Genomic DNA, 23,039 nt, shown 5'->3' with positions numbered 1-23,039 from the left:
CCCCCCACCGATCCGGCAACGAAGCCGGGAAACGAGGTCATCATGACGGTTGCCGATCACGACGCACGCCTGTCCCTGAATACGAGGCGGGCGATCTCCACCTTCGGGTTGTCGGTGCTGGGGCTGCTCACCGCCAACCTGCTGCCCTTCATGGTCATCGCTCTCGAGCAGTCGGTGGGGCTCGGAGTGACCGAGGCCGGTGCGGTGATGACCGGGTGCCTGCTGGCCACGGCCGTGGCGTGCGTGGCCACCACCCGTCTGGCGGAGGGGTCGCGGCGAGTCCTCGTCGCGCGGCTGGGTCTGGCGATCTCCGCCGTGGCCTTCGCCGTGGCCGCATTCAACCCGGGCGACGTCGCCACCATCCTCGCCGTCATCGTGGGCGGTGCAGGCGCCGGTGGCGCTCTCTCGTCCAGCGGCGCCGCGCTTGCCGCGCTCCGCAACCCGAATCGGATGTCGGCGGCGAACGGCCTCGTGAACCGCGGCGTCGTGACGATCGTCCTGGCGGTGGTGCCGTTGATCGGGATCACGAGCGGAAGCGTGTTCGGTCTCGTGGCCGGCGCGTCGCTCGCACTCCTCTTCGCGGCGACGTGGCTGCCGCGTGCGCCGATCCAGACCGGCGGCTCTGTGATCGCGGCGGCAGCCGTGCTGGTGGCGAAGCCCGCGGATGCGCGGGCGAATCGCACGGTGACCATCGCCGGCATCGCCCTGCTCATCATGTACGCGCTCTGGGCGATCAGCGAAGACTCGGTGTGGGCGCTGGCCGGCGTCATGGGTGCCGATCAGTCCGGCCTTTCGGATGCCGGACTGGGTCTGGTGCTGAGCGCCTCCAGCGCCGGCGGACTCGTCGCAGCGATCGCGCTGATCTTCATCGGCGACAAGCTCGGACGAGCAGTCCCTCTGGCGATCCTGCTCATCGCCGGCGGCGCGCTGAAGCTGATCGCCGCGCTCACGACCGACCCCACCGTCTACACGACCGTGCTGATCGCCTGGAACACGGCGTACATGGCGGTCTTCCTGCTGTTCATCGCTACGGCAGCGGCGCTGGACGCGAACGGCCGCTTCTCCGGACCCGCGATCGGCGTCTACCTGTTCGGTTCGAGCTTCTCGCCGGTGATCGGCGGATGGCTGGCCGAGACGTTCGGCTATCCCGGCTTCGGATGGGTGATCGCACTCATCAGCTGGATCCTGGTCGTGCCCATGGTGATCGTGGCGCGGATCTCCACGCGCGTGGAGCGACGAGAGATCGCCGACGGGCAGGCGCCCGTCTCAACCGAGGAGGTGTCGCGATGAGCGACCGGACCATCATCACCGGAGCCCGGATCGTCGACCCGGGTCAGACCGATGCGGCGCGTGTCTCCGCCGCCCAGGGGGAACCGACGACCATCGTCATCGAAGGCGGGCGGATCGCGTCGGTCGGCGGGAACGTTACGCCTGCCGCCGGCGACATCGTCATCGACGCGAAGGAGAAGGTGCTGCTGCCCGGCTTCGTCGACTCGCATGTGCATCTCGTGTGGACCGGGCAGAGCCTGGCCAACGTCGCTCTGACCGACGCCGCGAACCTGAAGGAGATCCAGAAGAGGATCGGCGCTGAACGCGATCGTCTCGGAGCGGACGCCACCGTCCTTCGCGGCAAAGGATGGCTGTTCGATTCGATCGACGGCGAGCCGACGGCCGCCATGATCGATGAGGTCGTCTCCGACCTCCCGGTCTACCTCGATTCCAACGACATGCACTCCGTCTGGGTGAACACGGCGGCGATCCATGCCCTCGGGATCGACGCCACGACGCCGGATCCAGCGGGCGGACGGCTCTCGCGGTCACCGTCGGGCGAGCCGGCCGGGATGCTGTACGAGCGCGCTGCGCACGAGATCGGCTGGGCCCATCTCACCGCGACGACCAGTGACGCCGACCGCGTCGAATCGGTCTTCCGCGCCCTTGACGCGTTCGCCGCCGCGGGCGTGACATCCGTCGTCGACATGGGGATGGATGACGCCGGATGGCAGGCGCTGCGGGCCGCCGAGGCCGCACGCGGTGGCTCCTTGCCCGTTCGCGTATCTGCGCACTGGCTCGTGTTCGACACCGGCGACGACGCCGAGAATCTGGCGCAGGTCAGTCGTGCGCTCGACGCCAGCACCGAGTCATCCGAGTGGGTCGCGATGATCGGCATCAAACTCGTGCTCGATGGCGTCATCGACGCGTGCACGGCCGCGATGACGTATCCGTATGCCGACGGAAGCAATGGAAGCCTGATGTGGGACCCGGCACGGCTGCGCACCGTCTTACTGGCAGCCGACGCCGCTGGTCTCCGGATCGCCATGCACGCGATCGGCGATCTGGCGAGTGACGTCGCCCTCGACGTGCTCGAGTCGGTCATCGAATCGAACCCGGTCTGGGATCGGCGCCCTCGTCTGGAGCATCTGGAGGTGGTGTCCGACGGAACTCCCGCACGAATGGCCGCCTCGAGGATCACCGCATCCGTGCAGCCCGTGCACGCCGACCCGGCGATCCAGCCGAACTGGCGTGCGCAGCTCGGCGATGACCGCGTGGAGCGCGGATATCCGTGGCGCACGTTCAGCGACGCCGGCGCCCTGATGGCGTTCGGCACCGACGCGCCGACCGCGCCTCACGAGGCCCTCGACAATCTGTACATCGCGACGACGCGACGATCCGTGATCGACCCGGAGTTGCCGGCCCACACCCCGCAGTCCGCCGTCGCCGGTGATTCCGCGCTGCGACACGCAACGATCGACTCGGCGGCCTCGTTCGCGGCCGACGACCGCATCGGTCGCCTGCAACCGGGATACCTGGCCGACCTCGTCGTGCTCGACAGACACCCCTTGGAAGCCGACGGTTTCCGCGAGAACGCCGTCGCGTTCACCGTCACCGGCGGAGAGGTCGTGTACCGGCGCGACGCGTCCTCAGCCGTTTGAGCTGCCTGTCGGACGCGGCCGCGATCAGTGCGACGACGAGGAGCACGGCCGAGCTGCCTTCGAGCATCAGTGCGAAATCCGGTGAATTACCGGTTAGCCACTACAAGTGGTGATTTGCGCTGATAAACTGCCGATTATGGACCAAGTTCGGATCTTGCAGTGGCCGCACCACCGCGTCGAAACGCTTTCCTGGCAGCAACAGGTTCGCGGTGGCACACGCGAAGACCGAATGATGAGGTCCGTGGCTGCGACCATTCCGCCGTTCATCCGCGAACTCGACCACCTGCCGCCGCTGAAAGTGATGCTCCACACCGAGCGCGCGCTGCTCGCCGTAGCCCAGGCCGACACTGACGCCGAGGGGCACTCCGCGGCCCTCAGTCGCTTCATGGTCCGATCCGAGTCCACTGCCTCGTCGAAGATCGAACGCATCAGCGCTTCCGCCCGCGACTACGCCAAGGCGCTGGCCGGCAACAAGGGCAACCCCTCCGCCACCAGCATGGTCGCGGCGTCCGCCGCGCTCCACGAGCTGATCGCAGACGTCGGCGAGAGCGGTCGCTTCGAGCTCGACCACCTCAAGAGCGCCCACCGTGCGCTCATGGCTGACGACCCCCAGGAATCCGAATACGCTGGTCGCCTCCGCGACATGCAGAACTGGATCGGCGGCAGCGACCACTCCCCGCGGGACGCACTCCACGTTCCCCCGGCGCCCGAACGCGTGCCCGAGCTGATGGACGACCTCATCGCCTACCTCAACCGGGACGACGTACCCGTGATGACGCAGGCCGCGATTGGTCACGCCCAGTTCGAGTCCATCCACGCCTTCACCGACGGTAACGGTCGCATCGGGCGCGCTCTCGTCTCCGCCGTGCTGCGGCGTCGAGGCGTCACCCGAAACGCAGTGGTCCCCCTCGCCAGCGGCCTGCTCGCCCGCCGCGACGACTACTTCGCCGCCCTCGGCTCCTACCGACTCGGCGACCCTGCACCGCTCATCGACCTGTTCGCTCTCTCTACGCGCGCGGCCGCCGAATGCTCGCGCGAGACCATCGCCCGCTTGAAGGCGATGCCCGCACTGTGGGCTGCAGAGCTGAAGCCACGCGCGAACTCCGCTGCTGCCGCGCTCATCCAGGCGTTCTACGACCACCCGGTCATGAGCACCGTCGAGATCGAAGCCACAGCCGGTTCCCCCACAGCCGCCTACAGGGCGATCGACCAGCTTGTCGGCGCCGGCTTCATCGAGGAGATCACGGGGCGTAAGAAGGACCGCGTCTGGGCGGCATCCGAAGTGATGGCCGAACTCGACGACCTGGACCGCCGCATCCAAGCAGCGATGTACAAGGAGAAGCAGGGTTGATGCTCGAGTGGATCCGGGAGAACACCGCCGACGGGACAGCCGGTTCGCACTGGGCACGGCGGGGTTCGCGCGCATCCACCTGAAGTACCGCAAACCCATACGACGATGGTTGCGTGACAGCGACGAGCTCTCGGCACCCGTTCACGCGGTGCATGCTCACGCGGGCGGCACAGCCCGCGGCGCGCGGAAATTGCCTCGAGACTAGGCGATCGATCCAGTCCCGTCAGGTCGCCGACTCGCGCATCCAGACGGTCATGCTTCCGCGTTCACGGTTCGCCCACGAGAAGTACGGAGTTGTACGGACGTCGATTGCGGATGTCTCGGGCTCCCTACTCGTGTACAGAACGTCCGTCATCCTCGACTCGAGCGTCCCGCCCGCGGTGATGCTGTCCAGCCCGCGGGCATGGTCGTGCATGACACGGAGCTGAGCCTCGCGGGAGAGCGCGAGGGCGGATACGGGCGCCGCATTGTCCGTCTCCTCGATGCAATGAACGATCGGACCACGCTGGATCGCAACCTTGCCGCGAGCGGCGGCCACGCGCGCATCCGCCCAAACCCGTGTGGGCTCCATGCTCAGTTCGAGCGTGATGGTGTCGCCGGAACTCCAGGTCCGGTCGAGCACCGCGTAGCCCCTCTGGGTTTCGCGGACGACCTGACTCCCATTGACTGCGGCTGTCCAGTTCGTCGCCCACTGGGGTATTCGCAGTCGGATTGTCGCCTCCGTGTCTGCGGACGTCTCCACGTTCATGTCGATCCGCCCTCCCCATGGGTAGCGGGTCTGCTGCGTCAGGGTGAGGTCCTGCCCGTTGTGCTCGAACGTCGCGGCGCCGGCGACATAGAGATTGACGGTCAGGCCGCGGTCGTCGACCGCGTAGACGTAGTGCTCGAGCGATGCCAGTAGGCGCGCGAAGTTCGGCGGGCAGCAGGCCACACCAAACCACTCGCTTCGTTGAACGTCTCCGTCGCTGGCGAGAGGGTTTCCGTAGAAGTAGCACGTTCCGTCTTCAGAGCTTCCGGACAGGACACCGTTGTAGAGCGCACGTTCGAGAACGTCGACATACTTCGCTTCGCCGGTCAGGAGCGCCATCCGCTGCGCCCAGAACACCAGCCCGATGGCCGCGCATGTCTCCGCGTAGGCGTCCGCATCCGGAAGATGATAGGCGGGGCCGAAGCCTTCGATCGAGTGAAGTGCGCCGATGCCGCCGGTGATGTACAGCTTGCTGTCGACCAGGTCGTTCCACAGCCGTTCGCATGCCGAACGGAGTGCGGCGTCATCGTTGTGCGACGCGAGATCTGCCATAGCGCTGTACATGTACATGGCGCGGACGGAGTGACCGACGACTTCGGTCTGCTCACGGACCGGCAGATGCGACTGGTTGTATTGCCGATACCAGTCCGCACGACGAGCGCGGTCCTCGAAGAGGAAGTCAAAATACCCTGGCGTGCCCCGTCGTACCCGTTCGGCTTCGAAGTAGAACGGCTGAGTGCCTCGGTTATCGATGAGGCGTTCGGCGAGGCGCAGATAGCGATCCTCATTCGTCGCGTTGTAGAGCTTCACGAGCGCGAGCTCGACCTCCTGGTGTCCGTCGTACCCGCCCTCGGCTGATCCGCCGGGTCCGAACTCCCTGTCGATGAGGTCAGCGTAGCGGCGGACGACGTTGAGCAGCGCGATCTTGCCGGTCGCTTCATAGTGGGCGACGCCTGCTTCGATGAGATGACCTGCGCAGTAAAGCTCATGTGCGTCCTGGAGATCCGTGAAGCGCTCGCCCGGCCGCACGACCGTGAAGTAGGTGTTGAGGTAGCCGTCTTCCTCCTGGGCGCCGGCGAGGAGTTCGATGGCTTCATCCACTGAAGCCTCCAACTGCGGGTCGTGTTCTCCTGCGAGCACGTAGCTCGCAGCCTCGATCCACTTCGCAATGTCCGATTCCCAGAAGATGTGCGGTTCGTGCGGATCTCCCGGGCGCCATGCCAGACGCAACGCGTCGAACTGCTGTCCGGGAGAACGGAGCTGGCGTTCCTGCTGCGGGAGGGTCGACGTGTGGATGATCTCTCGGCGCGGCGACCAGAAGGCGTCCGCGATGGTCACGTCGGAAATGGCGAGCGGGCGGGAGCGGGTCGCAGTGCCGGTCAACATGCGTCCTTTCATACGTCGAAACGGTGGTGGGCGGAAGCAGTGCGCGCCCGCGCGAGGTGGGACCGTCCACGCCGGGCGGACCCCGGAATCCAGAGCCCACCGGATGCTCCGCAGAGTTCAAGGCATCGAACATCGGGGCTCCACTCGCCATCAAGTAGGAGAACGGACGTGTCGTACAGGGCTCTTGCTGTCGAAACGCTTCGACCGAGTGTAGGGGCGGACAGCGGAGAGCACAAGACTGGCTGTCAAATGGCTTCGCGAACGGGCGTGGATATGGATGCGCCTCGGACGGTACGCAATGAGTACACATCACACGTTGAGAATCCGGATCTGAGAGCCGCGATGAACGAGATCCAGCCGAGCAAGAGCACACTCTGACCAGGAGTTCTAGTGGCGGAGACGAGGGGATTTGAACCCCTGGAACCCGTGAGGGTTCTCCACCTTAGCAGGGTGAAATGGCGATCCGACCGGATCAATCCACTGGGGTTCAATCTGCCGCGGAATCGCGGGAAACTTGCACCTAATCAGCCAGATCTTGGCGCGCCGTGAAGCCCTCTCCACACACTTGACGCACTCCACACTCGGTGAGAATCGACGTCCTCACGATGCTCGGGGACACCTGGGGGACACCTGACTCGTCCTGAGCGTCGCGACGATCGGAGCCTCGAAGTCGGCATTGGCGACGATGAAAACTTGCCTTGGATGAGGCGATCGCAGCCAGCAACCTACGGTGGGTTTGAACCCTTGTGCGACCACCTTTCAGTGGTGCGCGAAGGTGGACTTTCCTCGTCATTCCGGGGATCCCGACATTTCTAGGCGGTGCAACGATGTATTCCTTCCAACGATCTTCCCCACGTTCTTGCGGCTTCCCCGTTGGCACTGCTGCTCGAATGCAAGCATCGCGATGGCCTAGCTTTCAACAACGGCGAGCATCGCCAACGATCACGCTCCGCTGCGGGGCGTGACCCGCGTCGATTTGAGTCCCATTGCCACCGAGGCGGACCTTCGGGATGCGTCGCAACCAGACTGGACGGTGTATTGCCGGTCCGGGGCGGGTTCGACCCTCGGGTGTGCAGGTGCCATCGACGTCGACCACGACGATGACGTGCACTCCTCGCGTGACGAATGGTGTCAACGGGACCAGCACCTCGCAGTCACGTTCTTTGCAGCGCGCGGCCTCGCGGCCATTCACGCGAACGACGGTGTCGCCACTCAGGCGCTCGAATCGAAGGCTGAGCTCGTTTTCGTCAGCATCGGCGGGGAGTCGAAAGGTCTTTGCATACCAATGTCGACCAACAGGAGGGCAAGCGCCCCGGTTGACTGTGTTGACCCCGGCAGACCAGCCCCCACCTGTAGTGACATCGTGCGGCAGGGTGACCGCCTCGACCATCAACTGTCCCCGCCGGATGAGAGTCCAACCCTCTACGAATGGCCAGTCATGCCCGAAAGGCTGGTGTTCGGCGCTGAGACTCGTGGCTGAGACCAGGGCATTGCGGCGGGACAGTTCCGATGATCCGGTGGGGTGGTTCACGGCACACCGCCTCGTTTCATTTGCCTTGATTCGTTGCATGGTGGGCGCACAACTCCGCTGCGGGGCGAAATGACTACCGGTGTCGAGGTGGGCTGACTCAGGACACCGGATGTCGCGCGAGGACGGGCGTGGGCGGGATGCTGCGCGCGATGCGGTGGGCCGGGACATGAGAAGCAGCGCGATCACTCCTTAATCTCCTGAATCTCCCTCCAGAGTTCTGAGGGAATGTGCGTCGCCGCGTTGTAAACGAGCTGCTCGACGCGGGCGGGCGAGGACACTCCGACGACCGTGGAAGTGACCCGCGGATCCCGCGTCGAGAACTGCAGAGCCGCTGCAGCAAGCGGGACGTCGAAGCTCGCGCACACGTCCTGCAGTCGCCGTGTCCGAGCGAGGACGTCGCTGGACGGCTCCCGGTACTGATAACGCGGCCGATCCACCCAAGGCTTCGCAAGCAGACCGCTGGCGTACGGAGCAGCGTTGACATAGGCAAGTCCGGACCCTACGGCGTGATCGATGAGTTGGTCGGCACTTCGGTCCAAGAGCGTGTACTGGTTGTGATTCAGGAGGATGTCGAATGCCCCCGTATCCACGTAGCGCCGCATGGCGTCTAGCTCACCGCCGGCTACTCCGATGACGTCGACTGACCCTCGCCTCTTCAATTCCCTCATGGCGTCGACCGGTCCACCCGGTGCGATGAGGTCATCGAAGTCGAACGCTTCGGGGTCATGGAGATAGAAGACGGGTACGCGTTCCAGGCCGAGACGATCAAGGCTCTCGGCAAAGGACTCGAGCACGCGGGCTCCGCTGAACTCCCTGTCACCGGGAGCGGGGTCCGCCTTTGTAGCGACGACGAAGCCTTTGGGCAGTCCACCGACCCGGCGGATCGCTTCCCCGATCCGCCGTTCGCTCTCGCCGCTGCCGTAGTTGTTGGAGGTGTCGAGAAAGGTGATCGAGGGAGCTTCGATCGCATACTCGACGGTTGCGATTGCGGTCTCAGCCTCTACGTCATAACCGTAGATCGCCGGCATGCCGCCGAGCGGGCTGGTTCCGATGCACAACTCGGAGACGTACGGACCGGAATCACCCAACGCCCGCGGAGCCAGACGCGGACTCCAGGCCTCTTCACCGCTCATCTGCGCTTCTCCGCGATGGGTCCGTAGACGTTCTGGGGGCGGCCCCCACGACCTCCATGTCGTCTGCTCGGGTCGGGTTCGACCTGTTGGCTGACACTAAACGCAGCACGCAGTACGGGCGACCCGGGAGATCGAACCGGACCGTCCCCTCGTGTATGCCGGGCAGTCGCTCCACGGTCATGTTCCAGGAGTCGATGACATCGGCGCGTGCGCTCATGCCCTGCGGGATCGTCACCGTACGGAAGGCCGGCTGCCCGGCGCCGAAGTAGATGAGCTCGTACTCGCCGCGCACGCCCGCGCGCGAGGCGTCGAAATCCGATGGGAGGGGGTCGATTCCACCGGTGGGTGATTCTTCGATGATTTCCCGGAGGAATGCCAGACGTGCAGGACTCTCGCCGCGAAGCCGGCCACCTTTGGCCCAGAACACCGTCTCGTCGTCGGAGTAGTAGGTCTCACCGTGGGTGGCGTAGCCGCCGCTCATCGCCACGGCCCAGGACCGGCTGACGAGTTCTTCGGGCGTGAGGAAGCCCCACCCCTGGTCGAGATCACCCTCGTACCCGCACTCGTCGATGATGACCGGTTTGCCGAACTGCCGGCGCCATTTCCGCACGTGACCACGCAGGTCGTCGCCGTACTGGATGCTGCAGTGGGTCGCCCATTCCGACGCGTAGTCCCATATTTCCAGCCAGTTGTGAATGGAGATCGGGTGGCCGTAGGGGTCGTTGGCGCGTACGAGCCGCCCGATGCGATCCCAGTCCTCCGTGCTCTTGTCAAGCAGCAGGTCGTACTCGTTGGCGAGCGACCACCACACGTTCGGGAAGGCTGAGAGCCTGCGCACAACGTAGCTGACGTAACGGTCGTCGGCAGCCTTGCCGAGCTGAGAGAAGCCCCAACGGTCGTAGGGGTGGAAGAGGATCAGATCGGCGTCGATCCCGAGGACGGCGAGTTGCTCGAGACGCTGCTCGAGGGCTCGGAAGTACTTTAGATCGAACCGCTCCAGGTCCCAGCCACCGTCCGTCCGAGGAAAGACAAAGCGGTCCGGCTCATTCGTGTTGTACAGGAAGTGCTTGGGGAACAGCGCCATTCTCAGCTTCGAGAACGAGGTCTTCGCCAGCGATTCGAGCGTCTGCTCTTGCAGCACGTCATCCTGGTGGGTCCAGGCGTAGGCGGTTGTCCCGAACGGGGTGAATGGCGTGCCATCAGGGTAGGAAAAGTGGAACCCGTCGGCGCGGACAGGACCTCGACTATCGGACGGATCGACCTCGACGGAGCCGGACAATCCGTCGAGCGACCGCGCATTCGACCTCGTGACGTACTCCCACGTTCCCGCTTCCATCGGAAGGAAGCGCACGGCGAAGCGGCCGTCGCCGTCGTAGAAGCCCCCGACCTCGACGTGCTGGTCTCCCTTCGAGAATCGGGCCGCCAGCTCGACGTCGGTGAAGGGGTTGCCGTGTGAAGGTCCGGCAATGGCGATTTCCAGCATGCGGTTCGCGACGGCGCCGGACGGGAGCAAGACCGATGCGCTCGCTCGCGGGGTCTCTGCGCGCTCGTAGTCGGCGGGCGGCACAATCGGCGGGATTTCCCGCGGGCGCGGGGTGAGATCCTCGATCTGCGTCAGGCGGTCAAGCAGTTCCGCTACACGTGGATCGGAGGGCTCCAGGATGACGCGAAGGATCGACCCCAACGGAAAGGGGTCGCCGCTGCTGGCGAGCGCAGAGTCGAGCACTTCCGATGCGATCTCACCCACCACGGCGCGTGCGTCCGGCTGAGCGAGCACGTCCTTGAGCGCGGAGCGTGAATGGAAAGTGGTCATGACTGATCCGTCCTCTGGTCTCGAATGTACGTCGGCGTCCGTGCGGGCGGGGCCGCGCCGCAGCCCCGTCCGCACATCTACCTCACTCGGTCACGACGACCCGCACGCGATCGATGTTCTGCAGGAGCGCGTACTGAGCGCCGGTGTTCCCGTCGCGCTCGGCTGAGACGCGGACGCTCACGAAGTATGTCCCCGGCTCAGTGAAGGTGTGTGTCGTCTTCGCCGTGAGGACCTGCTTTGGCTTGTTGATCGCTCCGGCGACGTACTCGCCATCGCCCTCGAAGTCCCACTCGACCCGAATCACCTCGCCTCCGCCTCGCGGAGTGCGGGCCACGGCGGAGAGCTTCACGGGCTTGCCCACCTTCGCCTTCACCACTCGATCTGACCGCGACTCCAGTTCCACGGTCGGCTGGAGGCCACCGCGCTGCGCTGCGAGGTCGGGCACGACGATCTGAGCATCGTCGACCAAGTAGCGGGTGGAGCCTGGAGCGGCGACCCCATCTTCCGCCCACGTGGCGACGTCCCGGAGAGCCTGCTCGACGATGCCGTACCAGTTGATGAGATGCTTGGCCCGCTCCCCCGCGACGGGGGCGTCCTGGTGATCGGCGTGGTCGTTGTAATACACGCGGTACGTGTCCGCGGCTGCGCCGCCGAGCGCCGCCGCGATGCGTTCGCCGTACCAGTCCGTGTGCCACGGCAGCGCGTCGGTGTCGTACAGGTTCGCGATCGCAATGACCTTGCCGTTGACCGAGCCGTCGAATGCGGCGTTGCCCGAGGCGAAGCCGGAAAAGCCGGGAGCGGTCACGGGGCGCTGAGGGTACAGGGGGGTTCCGTCGGAGTTGCGGAACTGATCGAGTCCGACCCACCCTTCGGATTGCGCGGGCACCTGATAGCGGTAGTAGAAGCGGTTCGCGATGTTCCATCGGTGTGCGATGGTGTCACCCATCTCGACCAACTCTGCTCGAACGCGCTCGCCGAGCGGCGACTGCTCGGTACCGAGGTAGCCCTCCGTGTTCCAGAAGTCATCGACGTAGGTGGGGTCGTACGCGAGCGGGGCGTCGGAGGCCAGGCCAGCTCCGTAGTACTCCGCCGCGTAGCCGAGGAGGTAATCGGGGTATTCCCACGCCTTCCAGGGGATGCCGAGCGCGTGGACTTCGCTGAGGAGGGCGCTCTCCGCTTCGTCGAGCGTCGCGAACGGGTCCCCGCTGCCGCCAGGCATGAGGGCATCCCGGATCGCGGTCGCTTTGTCGGCGAGGATGAGCTCCGCGGCCGACCGTCCGAGGAAGTTGTAGCTGGTGGGCTGAGGGACCGCTTGCACCATCGGGACGAAGCCCTGCCATACCCCGTCGGTGTTCTCCGCCGCGCCGACCACCTGCAGTGAACCGCCACTGGGCCCGTAAAGGTAGCCGTAGATCGGCTGGTCGCTTCCGTAGTAGTCGGCGGCCACCCCCTCGGCGAACTTCGCCGCCGCAGCCGTGTGCCGGTATCCGATCGAGACGGAGCCGTTGCCCGCCTGCACGGCATAGCCGCCGCTGGCCAGTGCGAACCCGATGGCTCGGTCGTCAGCGCGCGCGGTGTTCTGCTGCGGCGCGAACGCGGCCGGGTAGGTGAACTGGAAGAACCGTCCGTCCCAGGCCGCTTCGTCCTGCTCGGCGTGCAGGTAGATGTTGAACTGGATGTTGGTGCCCTCGAAATGCCCCGAGACGCGGTGATGGGGAACGGGCGACGTTTCGTCGGTCTCGGCGTCGATGACGGGCTGGGCGTACAGGGCGTCTATACAGTCAGCAGTCACCTGCATCGCGGCGCCTGGGTTGCTTTGCGCGCAGACTGACGATTCGGCCGATGCGGGGATCGTGGGCAGGAGGATCGCGGTCAGCGCGATCGCCGCTCCGAGCGCAATCGGTGCGCGGCGCGGCCGGGGCAGTTGTGTCATGGGACTTCTCCAACGTCATCGGTGGGTGCCACGCGATCGTGGCGGGGGCGGCGCCCAGAAGCGGGTCCGGATCACCACGGCAGACACTAAGCCCGTCGCTCAGGGCGATCAACGAGTTCCGGGTTTATTGCGCAACGACGGTTACGATCGGCTGGTAGCTCACTTGCCGCACCCGGCTGTCGTCTCGCAGCGCGCTCAATGCCAGCATCCGTCCGGTGAATCCAGACGCGACCTCGGTGGAGAAGTATCTCCCATCCAGCCGAGCGAGCTCCTCGTCACCGTGGGGATGAACCAGGGACAGGACGATGTCGTCGGGCCCGGCATTGCCGATCGGGACCGGCGCAGAAAGCGGCGAGGTCGACTGGATGCGGAGCGTCACCTCCCCACCCGGCCCGGCGGCTGTCGCGAGCACTTGGCGCATCTCTCCGATCCGCACTTCGGCCACCACCCTGTCCCCGTCGTAGGTAAGTCCTGTCCAATGGCGTTCGTCCACACGGAGCGAGAATCGTCCCGAGCCGTGGAGTACGACTTCGGCCGACCAGGCGAGGTCCCGCACGCGCGCACACAGCAACGCCGTGCCTCGCTCCGACAAGCGCAGTCGGAGGCCGCCGGCGTCGACGGAGGCGACGGCGCTCGGCTCTCCACCCGGAACGACCCACCGCGGATCGAGGCGCGGATCAGTGAATCGGTCGGTGAATCCCGAATCCGCCTCGGGAACGTCGTATCTGGCTTCATCGAAGACGGGCCACCCGTCAGACCAGTCGACACCTGCGAGGAAGGTTTCCCGCCCGAGCACATGGAAGCCCGGGGTCGAGCCGCGGGTGCGCGCGCCGAGGTAGACGGCGGCCCAGTCGCCGTCGGGGGTCTGCACGAGGTCGGCGTGGCCGACATTCTGGACGGGGTGAGTGCTGCTGCGATGGGTGAAGACGGGGTTTCGGGGACACGCTTGGAAAGGACCGCGTGGACTGGACGCCCGCGCGACGGTGACGGAGTGGCCTCGTTCGGTCCCTCCTTCAGCGAGGACGAGGTACCAGTGTTCGCCGATCCGGTAGAGATGCGGACCCTCGGCGGCGGCCATGCCGCTCCCTTGCCACACCGGGTAGGCGGGTTCCAGGAAGCGACCGGTGTTGAGGTCGATGGGCGCCTGACGGATGCCATACCCCCCGCGGGTGAAGTCGAGCACGTGCCAGGTGAGGTAGCACGTACCGTGCTCGTCCCAGGCGAGATCGGGGTCGATGCCCGTCGCTTCGGGTATGAGGATCGGTTCGCTCCACGGGCCGGTCGGGTCCTCGGTATGGACGAGCAGGTGTCCTTCTCCGAACTCGCTCACGTTGGTGGTGATGAACCAGAAGCGGCCGTCGTGGTGTCGCAGCGTGCCGGCGTAGATGCCTGTCGATGGTCCTCCGTTGCCGAGGCGAAACTGGGACCGCCGGTCGAGGATGTTGCCGATCTGCCGCCAGCTGACCAGATCTCGACTGTGGAAGATCGGCGCTCCGGGAAAGTACTCGAAGCTCGAGGTCGCCAGGTAGTAGTCCTCGCCCACTCGGCAGATCGTCGGATCGGGATGGAAGCCCGGAATGATGGGGCGCACCGCGCCGCTGCCGCGTGTCCGGCCGCGCGGTGCAGGCGCCGTGACGGACTGCTCAGACATCCGAGATCACCACCTCGGACAGGAAGGTGCGGTCTGCACTGCGCAGGGGCCGTGACTCTCCGGTGAGCCGCAGTGTTCCTGCGGCAGCCTGGTGGTCGGCATCGAGGCCCACGTGCCACTCGATCACCCCGGGATCCACGGTGAACTCGCCCGCGAGGTTCGTGTACCCGAGTTGCGACGCGTCGAGAGTGAACGACATGCGACGCGATTCGCCTGCGGCCAGTTCCACACGGCCAAAGCCCGCCAGCTGCTGTGCGGGTCGGGTGACTCCGGAGGAGCTGGCCCGGACGTACAGCTGCGCGACGGTTGCGCCCGCCCTTTCGCCCACGTTCGTGAGTGTGAAGGTGATGCGGGCGGCCCCATCGGTGGCGAACTCGCTATCGGATGCAGGATCCGTGATCGCGAACTCGGTGTAGCTCAGGCCGTGACCGAAGGTGTATAGCGGGGTGGCCTCGAGGTCGAGGTAGTGCCGATCGACGTCCGGCGGCAGTGGATTGCGGTAACCGGTGCCGGCGTGCTGGTGATGGTAGACCGGAATCTGACCGGTATGGCGCGGGATGCTGTAAGGCAGCTTGCCCGTGGGTTCCGCTGTCCCGAAGAGCACATCGACGACCCCCGCCGGGCCGAACGGGCCGCCGTAGGGTGCGATCACAATGGCAGCGGCATCGCGCACGGCCCGTGGCAGTACGTAAGGGCGGCCCTGCACCAGCACCGCGACAATCGGGGTGCCGGTCGTCGCGACCGCCTCGGCCAGGTGCTGCTGCGCGAGCGGCAGGGAAATGTCGGCGGAGTCGCTCGCCTCGCCTTCGGTGCGCTCGCCGTTGAACCACAAGCTCCCGCCGCCGAGGGCGAGGATCACGACGTCGGCCCGCGCGGCCACCTCCACGGCGCGCGAAAGAGCGTCCTCATCAAGCGTGCTGGTGAGCGTGCTGCCCCGCTCGACGAGCACCGCCGGCGTACGGACGGCGATCTCGTCGGCGAGCGAGGTCGCCCCGAGTCGATCCCGCACATACTCCTCGACCGGGACGGGCGGGAACACACTGTTGTTCCAGGCGACCATGCCGGGGTCGATACCGACCATGTTCCCCATCCCGCCCGAAGACATGAAGACGGTCATGTCGCGGAAGGCAGGGTAGCTGTAGGTCGGGAACTGATACGTGACCGCGTCCGCGTGAGGGCCGATGACCGCGATCGTGGACTCGACGGCGAGGGGGAGAAGGCCATCGTTCTTGGCGAGGACGATGGCGCGGCGGGCAAGTTCGCGAGACAGGTCACGGCCCTCGCTCGCTACGGCAGCGAGGTCGATGGATTCAGCGGGGTAGGGGTTTTCGAATAGCCCGAGGCGGTACTTCGCTGTGAGGATGCGGTGCACCGACGTGTCGACGTCACTGATGTCGACACGACCGGCGGCGACCTCTTCGGCGAGCGTGTCACCGTAGCCGTACGGGGTGGGAAACTCGGTGTCCAGTCCTGCGTGGATGGCGAGGCGCCCGGCCTCTGCCGGACCGTCAGCGGCCTGTTGGCGCGTGACCATGTGCTGCAGTGTCGTGTAGTCGGAGGACACGAACCCGTCGAAGCCGAGAGTGTCGCGCAGGAGCTCTGTCAGCACCGGCCATGATGCGGCCGCAGGCACACCGTCGACATCGGCGTATGAGTTCATGACCGACCCGAGCCCGGCGAGTTGGATCGCGGCCTCGAAGGGGTACGCGAACAGGTCCCGGGTTCGCCGTGTTCCGCCCTCGTACGCGGACAGGTTGATCCCCCCTTCCGGTAGCCCGTAGCCGATGAAATGCTTTGCCGTCGCGATGACGCCATTGCCGAGATCAGCGGACTGCAGACCCCGTGTGTACGCGACGCTGAAGGCAGCGGCCAGGTACGGGTCCTCGCCGTAGGTCTCGTGCATGCGCCCCCATCGGGGGTCGATGGCGATGTCCATATTCGGCGAGAGCGCGTGACGCACCCCGACACGCTTCATCTGACGGCGGATGATGTCCGACATCGCTTCCACGAGTTCTGGACTCCAGGTCGCCGCGAGGCCCGTGGGCGTCGGGAACACCATGTGGCCGCCGGCCAAGAAGCCGTTCAGGGCTTCCGCGTGGATCAGAAGGGGAATTCCGAGCCGCGTGCCGTCGACGGCGGCGTGTTGAAGGCCGCCCACAATGCGCGACATCGTGATCGGGTCGTCGACGCCGAAATTGCAGATATGGCCGGGGGCCTGCTCGTTGTACTCCTCGGCACTGCTCGACGGACTGCCGTCTGCAGTCACGAGGTACCAGGGCGGCACCGAGACGAGCTGGAAGCACTTCTCTCGAAGCGTCATTCGGCTCAGCAACTGGGACGCGCGTGACTCGGCGGTCATCGATGCGTCGTCGTGATGGTCGTTGCGGGTCATTGATGGTCTTTCTGGTGGGGGGAGATGAAGCGATGGATGCCGGCACCGACGCGATGAATCTCGTCGGTGCCGGGTGGTTCGATGACGGCGGTGGTGCCGACCGGTACAGTGACGGCGAGTTCGATGCCGACGGTCGTGCGATCCCATCTGACGATCGCTTCGCCATAGGGAGTGTCGTGTCGGGCTTCGGCGAAGTCGAGCCGTGCGGGTGGGTGTGGCCGGACGGAAATCTCGCGGTATCCCGGTGCAGCGGGAGCGAGACCGGCGACGCTCCGATGCATCCAGTCCGCGATCGCGCCCAGCGCGTAGTGGTTGAACGAGGTCATTTCGCCCGGGTTTATCGTGCCGTCGGGCAGCATGCTGTCCCACCGTTCCCAGATGGTGGTGGCGCCCATCCGGACGGGGTAGAGCCAGGACGGCAGCTCGGACTGGAACAGCAGTCGGTGCGCGTCGTCGATGTGACCGGTGATCTCGAGCGCGTCGCAGACAAGCGGCGTGCCGACGAATCCCGTACTGATGCGCCAGTCGCTGTCTCGGACGAGCTGAGCAAGGCGCTCCCCCGCGGCATCCCTCGTCTTCTCGTCGGGGAGCAGGTCCCAAAGGATGGCAACGGCGTAGGCGGTCTGCGAGTCGGAGTGAACGGCGCCATCGGGTTCGACAAACGCCCGGATGAATGCGCTACGGGCCGCTGCAGCGAGGTCAGAGTAGAGGGCTTCTTCCTGAGCTCGGCCGAGCACCGCGGCGATTCTGGCGACGATGTCGGCGGAACGTACGAAATGTGCGCTGGCGACTAGGTCGGGATCGGCCTTCGCGCGAAACGGATCGTCCGGCGGCGCCGTCGGGTCAAGCCAATCCCCGAACTGGCGGCCACTGCGCCAGATCAGGTCGGATCCAGCCTGCGCGCGTTCGGCATCCACCCACCGTCGTGCACTGTCGAACTGGCGCTCGAGGATGCCGCGATCGCCGGTGCGCTCGTAGAGCACCCATGGCACCACCGCCGCCGCGTCGCCCCACGCCGCGGCCGGCCAGGACGACACGTCGCTCTTGAAGATGTCCGGGATGATGTGAGGGACCGTGCCGTCCGGCAACTGTTCCGCGGACAGGTCGGCCAGCCACGAGCTGAGGAAGCCGCGGACATCGTACAGGAATGCGGCGGTGGGCGCGAAGATCTGGATGTCACCGGTCCATCCGAGCCGCTCGTCGCGCTGGGGACAGTCGGTGGGCACGTCCAGAAAATTGCCCCGCATGCCCCACACCACGTTCTGGTGCAGCTGGTTGAGGTGGGCGTCCGAAGAGGTGAACCATCCCGTGCGCCGCAGCTCGCTGCCCAGGACGACGAGCTCGATGTCGTCCGCACGTAGGTCCTCCACTCCCGTGACCTCGGCGTAGCGGAAGCCGTGGAATGTGAACAGCGGCTCCAGAATCTCGCTCGTCCCTCCGCGCAAGAAGAACTTGTCGGTCGCCTCCGCGGCCCGCAGGGGCCGCGTCCCAAGCTCGTCGTTCTCCATTACCTCCGCGTGGCGGATAAGGACCTGCTGTCCTGCCCTCGATTCGCGGACGCGCAGCCGCACCCGGCCGACGGCGTTCTGACCGAAGTCCACCAGCGTGAGACCAGACGGTGATCGCCACACGCGTTGCGCAGGGAGAACTTGGGTTTTGCGGACCGGCGGCCCTTCGGCGGCAACGAGGAGAGAGTGATCAGTTTCGATGTCATCGACATCGTGCGTGGCAGTGTGCGGGAACGGATGCCGCAGGTCGACGGTCTGACCGTTGTAGAAGTCATCCGCGATTATGCCGCTCTCGGCGGCGCGCCAGTGCGAGTCGGTCGCGATGGAGATGACATCACCGGATGCCATCGTGATCTCGAGCTGCGCGAGGAAGGCGAGTTGATCCCCATAGATCCCTCGATCGCCGAGGTATCCGAGTCGGCCGCGATACCAGCCATTGCCGAGCAGGGCGGTCAGCACGTTGCGCCCGGGCGCGACGAGTGCGGTGACGTCGTACACCTGGTAGCGAAGCCGCGCGTCGTAGGCGGTCCAGCCGGGGGCGAACTGATCCTCGGACACGCGGTGACCGTTGAGGTCGGCGACGTAGATTCCGTGCGCCGTCGAATAGAGCCGGGCTGAGACGGCGCCTTCGGGCAGATAGAACTCCGTGGACAGGACGGGAGCGGGCTGATCCACGCCGCCGATGCCGCGTGGGGAGACGAAGTGAGCCGTCCAGTCCCGGCGGTCGAGGAGTCCGGCCTCAGCGCGCACCTGTTCGCTCCAGCCACTCCAGTTGCCGGACCGATCGCGGACCCGCACGCGCACGCTGACCTGCTCTCGTGACCTCAGCGGAGCGCCCGGCCACGGTACGAGCACTTGATCCGCGGACGCGACCGCGAACGTGTCGATGGCACCGGAGCGATCGATCTGGATCTCGTACGAAACCTGGGCGAAGCCTGCCGCCGCCATCGGCATCTGCCAGGACAGACGTGGCGATGCGATCCCTATGCCGAGGACGTCGCCGTCGAAGTATTCGAAGCGCACGGCTGTGGGGCGAGAGGGTCGCGTCATGGGAGGACCCGGCGGCTGAGTCGGGCGAGGGGGTGTCACGCGCTCGGGCTGGTCGCGGCCTCGGCGGCCAGCGCCCGCAGGCGCGCTGCCCTGCGCGCACGCTGACGCGGTGGGTCGGCGATCGGCGCGGACATCTGCAGTCGGCGTGTGTAGGGGTGGGTGGGTGCCGTTGCGACTTGGTGTGCGTCGCCGATCTCGACGATGCTGCCGCCCTTCAGGACGGCGATGCGGTCGCTGATCGCGTGGACGACACCGAGGTCGTGGCTGATGAAGAGGTATGCGACGCCGGTGTCCTTCTGCAGATCCGCTAGAAGCGCGAGAACACGGGCTTGCGTCGTGACGTCGAGCGCGCTGGTGGGCTCGTCACAGACGATGACCGCGGGGTCGAGCGCGAGCGCACGCGCGATAGCGATCCGCTGCCGTTGGCCGCCGGAGAACTCCCGGGGATAGCGCGAACCCGCGTCGGCGGGGAGGCCGACGGCATCCAGCAGCTCGCGCACGCGAGCACGTCCCTCGGTCGCACCCGCTGCTCGAAGGGGTTCGACGAGGATGCTTTCCACCGTCATCGACGGGTTGAGGGACGAATAGGGGTCCTGGAAGATGACTTGGATGTCGCGCGCGACCTGACGACGCTGCGCCCGCGAGATCCCGCTGATCTCCTGCCCACGGAAGGCGATGGTGCCGCCGGTCACTGGCGCGAGGCCCAGAATGGCTCGTCCGATGGTCGTCTTGCCCGACCCCGACTCGCCCACGAGGCTCACCGTCTCGCCGGCCCGAAGTCCGAGGGAGACATCTTGGATGACGGTCTTGCCGCCCCGGCGTCCGCCGTAGCGTACGACGAGGTTCTTGATTTCGAGCAGCTGCTCACTCATCGCCGATCGCCTCCAGTAGTTCGACCGACCGGGAACTGGTCAGCAGGTCGCGGGTGTATTCGTTCTCGGGTGAGGCGAAGAGGGTGTCGACGTCGTTGCTCTCGACGATCGTCCCGTCGTTCATGACGCTCACGGTGTGGCAGAGATCGGCGACGACACCGAGGTTGTGGGTCACGATGATCATGGCGAGGCCACGCTCGATGCTCAGCTCGCGCATGAGCTCGAGAACCTCCGCTTGCACTGTGACATCCAGGGCTGTGGTCGGCTCGTCGGCGACGATGAGCTCCGGTCCCGAGGCGACAGCGCCGCAGATCAGCACGCGTTGCGCCATGCCGCCCGAGATCTCGTGCGGGTAGAGCCGCATCACACGTTCCGGATCTTCGATGCCGACACGCTTGAGGAGTGCGGTGAGCTGGGCGCGTGCGCCCTTCTTCGAGACTCCGGTTGCTTCGCGCAGTCCGTATATCAGCTGCGCACCGACGGTGAATGACGGGTCGAGGTTCGACATCGGCTCTTGGGGGATGTAGGCGATTCTGCTTCCCCGGACTTTGCGCATCCGCGCCGGGTCGGCAAGGAGGTCGCGGCCCTCGAAGAAGACGCTGCCGCCGATGATCACAGCTTCGCGGGGGAGCAGGCCGAGCGTGGAGAACGCGATCTGGGACTTGCCAGAGCCGGATTCTCCCACGAGCCCGTGAATCTCCCCGCGGCGCACGTCCAGGTCGACACCGTGCACGACTTCCCGCACGTCGGCGGCCGAGCTGGGGTACCCGATGCGCAGGCCTCGGACGGAGAGGATGATGTCCTGGGCGGGTGTGAGGTCGTTGACGCCGGCGACGCGTTCATCCTGAGCGGCGCGCGACATCGCTTTGCGCCGCGCCGGTTTGAGAGCGGCGCTGCGGTTGGACGCTTGAAGCGTGTCGCGGAGCGCATTTCCCACCAAGACGAACGAGAGGATGGTAAGGCTGATCAGTGATGCCGGCCAGATGAGGCTCGCCGGGTTCGTGTAGATGTTGTTAAACGCGTCCTGAAGTACGCGACCCCACGAGGCCTGGGAAGGGTTGCCGAGCCCGATGAGGTCGACGCCGCCGACGATGGCGACGGCGGTGGCCAAAACGAACGCACTCTGCACGATGACCGGCGCACGCACCGCCGAGAGCACATGGCGTCCTACGATTCTCGTGTCCGACAGCCCGACGACCTTCGCTGCGTCGACGTACAGTTCCGAGCGCACGGAGACGACGACGGATCGAACGAGCCGGTACATCGAGGGCGCGACCATGAAACCGAAGACGGTCATCGACAGCGGGATGTTCGGTCCGGTGATGGTGAAGACAGCGACGATCGTGAGGATTCCGGGGAGCGACATGGTCACGTCCGACACAAAGTTCGCCACGGCTTCCAGACGGCCGCGGTAGAACCCGGCGAGCAGACCGAAGGTCATGCCGAAGAGGAGCGACACGCCGAGAACCAGGACGCACGCGATGATCGTCTGCTGTGTTCCCCAGATGAGCCGGGAGAGGATGTCGCGCCCCGATGCGTCCGCGCCGAGCAGGTGTCCGTCGCTGAACGGCGGCGCATTGGTCGATGCGAGGTCGGTGGCGTTCGGGGAGTAGGCGGCCATCCAGGGCGCCAGGATGCCCGCGGTGAAGACGATAGTGAGGAAGATGATGCCGAACAGGGCGAACGGGTTCTTCAGCAGGGTGCGGAACGTTGGTTTCCGCACGCGCTTCTTGGAGAGGGCGGCGGTCCCTTGCAACTCGGAATCGATCTGGTGCTGGTCGATGGTCATCGGATCCTCGCCTTCGGGTTGAGCAGGCTGCCGAGGATGTCGGCCAGGAGGTTGACCACCAAGACGAGGATCGTGACGACGATGACGGTGCCCATCACCATGGGCACGTCGCCGGCGAGCGCGGCGGACACCGACAGCTGGCCGACTCCGGGGAGCGCGAAGATCGCCTCGATGAAGAGTGCGCCGCCGAACAGGCCGAGGGTGGTGAGGCTGAGGACGACCAGGCCGGGGCCTCCGGCGTTGCGCAGCACGTGACGGAAAAGCAGCTTCGACTCGGGGATGCCGCGGGAGCGGAGAGTTCGCACGTAGTCCTGTGACAGAGCGTCGAGAACAGATCCGCGGAACTGAGCGGCGGCGTTCGCGATCGCACCGATCAGGAGGGCTGTCACCGGAAGTGTGAGTGACCACAGCCAACCTTGTGGTCCGTCGGTGATCGGTATGTAGCCCGTGGCGGGGTACAGGGGTATCGCGATCGCGAAGGCGAAGATGAGGCCGATCGCCAGGATGTATCCCGGAACCGCAGCGCCGAGGACGGAGATGAACTGCAGGAGGCGGTCCAGCCACCCCCCGTAGAGGGCGGACGTGACGCCGAGCACGACGCTGATGATCGTTGTGAGGATCATCGTCAGAATGATCAGCGACAGGGTGACCGGGACGCGGGTGGACAGAGCGGCCGTCACCTGCTGGCCTGTCAGGAACGATGCGCCGAGATCGCCCCGGACGAGTCCGGAGAGCCAATCGAGGTATTGCACGATGAGGGGCTGATCGAGCCCCAGCTCTGTCACCTTTGCCGCGACCTGCTCGTCGCTCGCGTTCAGACCGAGAACGGTTCGCGCGATTCCGATGCCGTCGCTGTAGGTGATGCAGAAGGTGATGAAGGTCACCAAGAGCAGCACCGCCAGGGCTCGGAGGAGCAGGAGGACAGTTGTACGTAGCATTGCTGGGGCCCGAT

General features: G+C 66.0%; 13 protein-coding genes. 3 read left to right on the top strand and 10 right to left on the bottom strand.

The features are described 5' to 3' along the window. Positions 1-42: 42 nt before the first annotated feature. From CUR96_RS18670 to CUR96_RS18000, 3 genes are all read left to right on the top strand, one after another. Positions 43-1,290 (top strand): MFS transporter, encoded by a 1,248-nt coding sequence (locus tag CUR96_RS18670; protein ID WP_180969100.1) that lies wholly within the window; start codon positions 43-45, stop codon positions 1,288-1,290. After that, on the top strand, positions 1,287-2,930 hold the full coding sequence (locus CUR96_RS18005; protein WP_180969099.1) for an amidohydrolase: 1,644 nt from the start codon (positions 1,287-1,289) through the stop codon (positions 2,928-2,930). The genes CUR96_RS18670 and CUR96_RS18005 overlap by 4 nt, the downstream gene beginning before the upstream one ends. Positions 2,931-3,162: 232 nt before the next feature. After that, positions 3,163-4,281 carry a Fic family protein gene (locus tag CUR96_RS18000; RefSeq protein WP_245861500.1) on the top strand — a complete coding sequence of 373 codons (1,119 nt, stop codon included), beginning with the start codon at positions 3,163-3,165 and terminating at the stop codon, positions 4,279-4,281. 223 nt (positions 4,282-4,504) lie between these two features. Here the strand turns inward: CUR96_RS18000 and CUR96_RS17995 are convergent, their stop codons facing one another. The 10 genes from CUR96_RS17995 to CUR96_RS17945 form a co-directional block, all read right to left on the bottom strand. Then, positions 4,505-6,415, bottom strand: coding sequence for a glycoside hydrolase family 127 protein (locus CUR96_RS17995; protein WP_102194699.1), 1,911 nt, complete (start codon positions 6,413-6,415; stop codon positions 4,505-4,507). A gap of 1,713 nt (positions 6,416-8,128) precedes the next feature. Then, the gene (locus CUR96_RS17985; RefSeq protein WP_102194697.1) at positions 8,129-9,079 is read right to left on the bottom strand and encodes an aldo/keto reductase; all 951 of its coding nucleotides are present in this window, start codon (positions 9,077-9,079) and stop codon (positions 8,129-8,131) included. Then, positions 9,069-10,892 carry a DUF5605 domain-containing protein gene (locus CUR96_RS17980; RefSeq protein WP_102194696.1) on the bottom strand — a complete coding sequence of 608 codons (1,824 nt, stop codon included), beginning with the start codon at positions 10,890-10,892 and terminating at the stop codon, positions 9,069-9,071. Before CUR96_RS17980 ends, CUR96_RS17985 begins: the two co-directional genes overlap by 11 nt. Before the next feature lie 82 nt (positions 10,893-10,974). Then, positions 10,975-12,690 (bottom strand): PKD domain-containing protein, encoded by a 1,716-nt coding sequence (locus CUR96_RS17975; RefSeq protein WP_219722020.1) that lies wholly within the window; start codon positions 12,688-12,690, stop codon positions 10,975-10,977. A 259-nt stretch (positions 12,691-12,949) separates the two neighbouring features. Further along, the gene (locus CUR96_RS17970; RefSeq protein ID WP_102194694.1) at positions 12,950-14,476 is read right to left on the bottom strand and encodes a glycoside hydrolase family 43 protein; all 1,527 of its coding nucleotides are present in this window, start codon (positions 14,474-14,476) and stop codon (positions 12,950-12,952) included. Further along, positions 14,469-16,868, bottom strand: a complete 2,400-nt coding sequence (locus CUR96_RS17965; protein WP_102194693.1) for a glycoside hydrolase family 3 N-terminal domain-containing protein — start codon at positions 16,866-16,868, stop codon at positions 14,469-14,471. Before CUR96_RS17965 ends, CUR96_RS17970 begins: the two co-directional genes overlap by 8 nt. Continuing rightward, a complete protein-coding gene (locus CUR96_RS17960; RefSeq protein ID WP_245861497.1) occupies positions 16,865-19,324 on the bottom strand; it encodes an alpha-L-rhamnosidase in 2,460 nt (819 codons plus the stop codon). Before CUR96_RS17960 ends, CUR96_RS17965 begins: the two co-directional genes overlap by 4 nt. Positions 19,325-19,461: 137 nt before the next feature. Next, positions 19,462-20,298, bottom strand: coding sequence for an ATP-binding cassette domain-containing protein (locus tag CUR96_RS17955; protein WP_102194691.1), 837 nt, complete (start codon positions 20,296-20,298; stop codon positions 19,462-19,464). After that, the gene (locus CUR96_RS17950; RefSeq protein WP_102194690.1) at positions 20,291-22,087 is read right to left on the bottom strand and encodes a dipeptide/oligopeptide/nickel ABC transporter permease/ATP-binding protein; all 1,797 of its coding nucleotides are present in this window, start codon (positions 22,085-22,087) and stop codon (positions 20,291-20,293) included. Before CUR96_RS17950 ends, CUR96_RS17955 begins: the two co-directional genes overlap by 8 nt. Further along, positions 22,084-23,025 carry an ABC transporter permease gene (locus tag CUR96_RS17945; protein WP_102194689.1) on the bottom strand — a complete coding sequence of 314 codons (942 nt, stop codon included), beginning with the start codon at positions 23,023-23,025 and terminating at the stop codon, positions 22,084-22,086. The genes CUR96_RS17950 and CUR96_RS17945 overlap by 4 nt, the downstream gene beginning before the upstream one ends. Between the last annotated feature and the right edge of the window lie 14 nt (positions 23,026-23,039).

Origin of the sequence: Microbacterium aurantiacum (assembly GCF_002872075.1) — a bacterium.
Taxonomy (GTDB): domain Bacteria; phylum Actinomycetota; class Actinomycetes; order Actinomycetales; family Microbacteriaceae; genus Microbacterium; species Microbacterium aurantiacum_A.
This window is presented reverse-complemented; position numbering and strand designations above follow the sequence as displayed.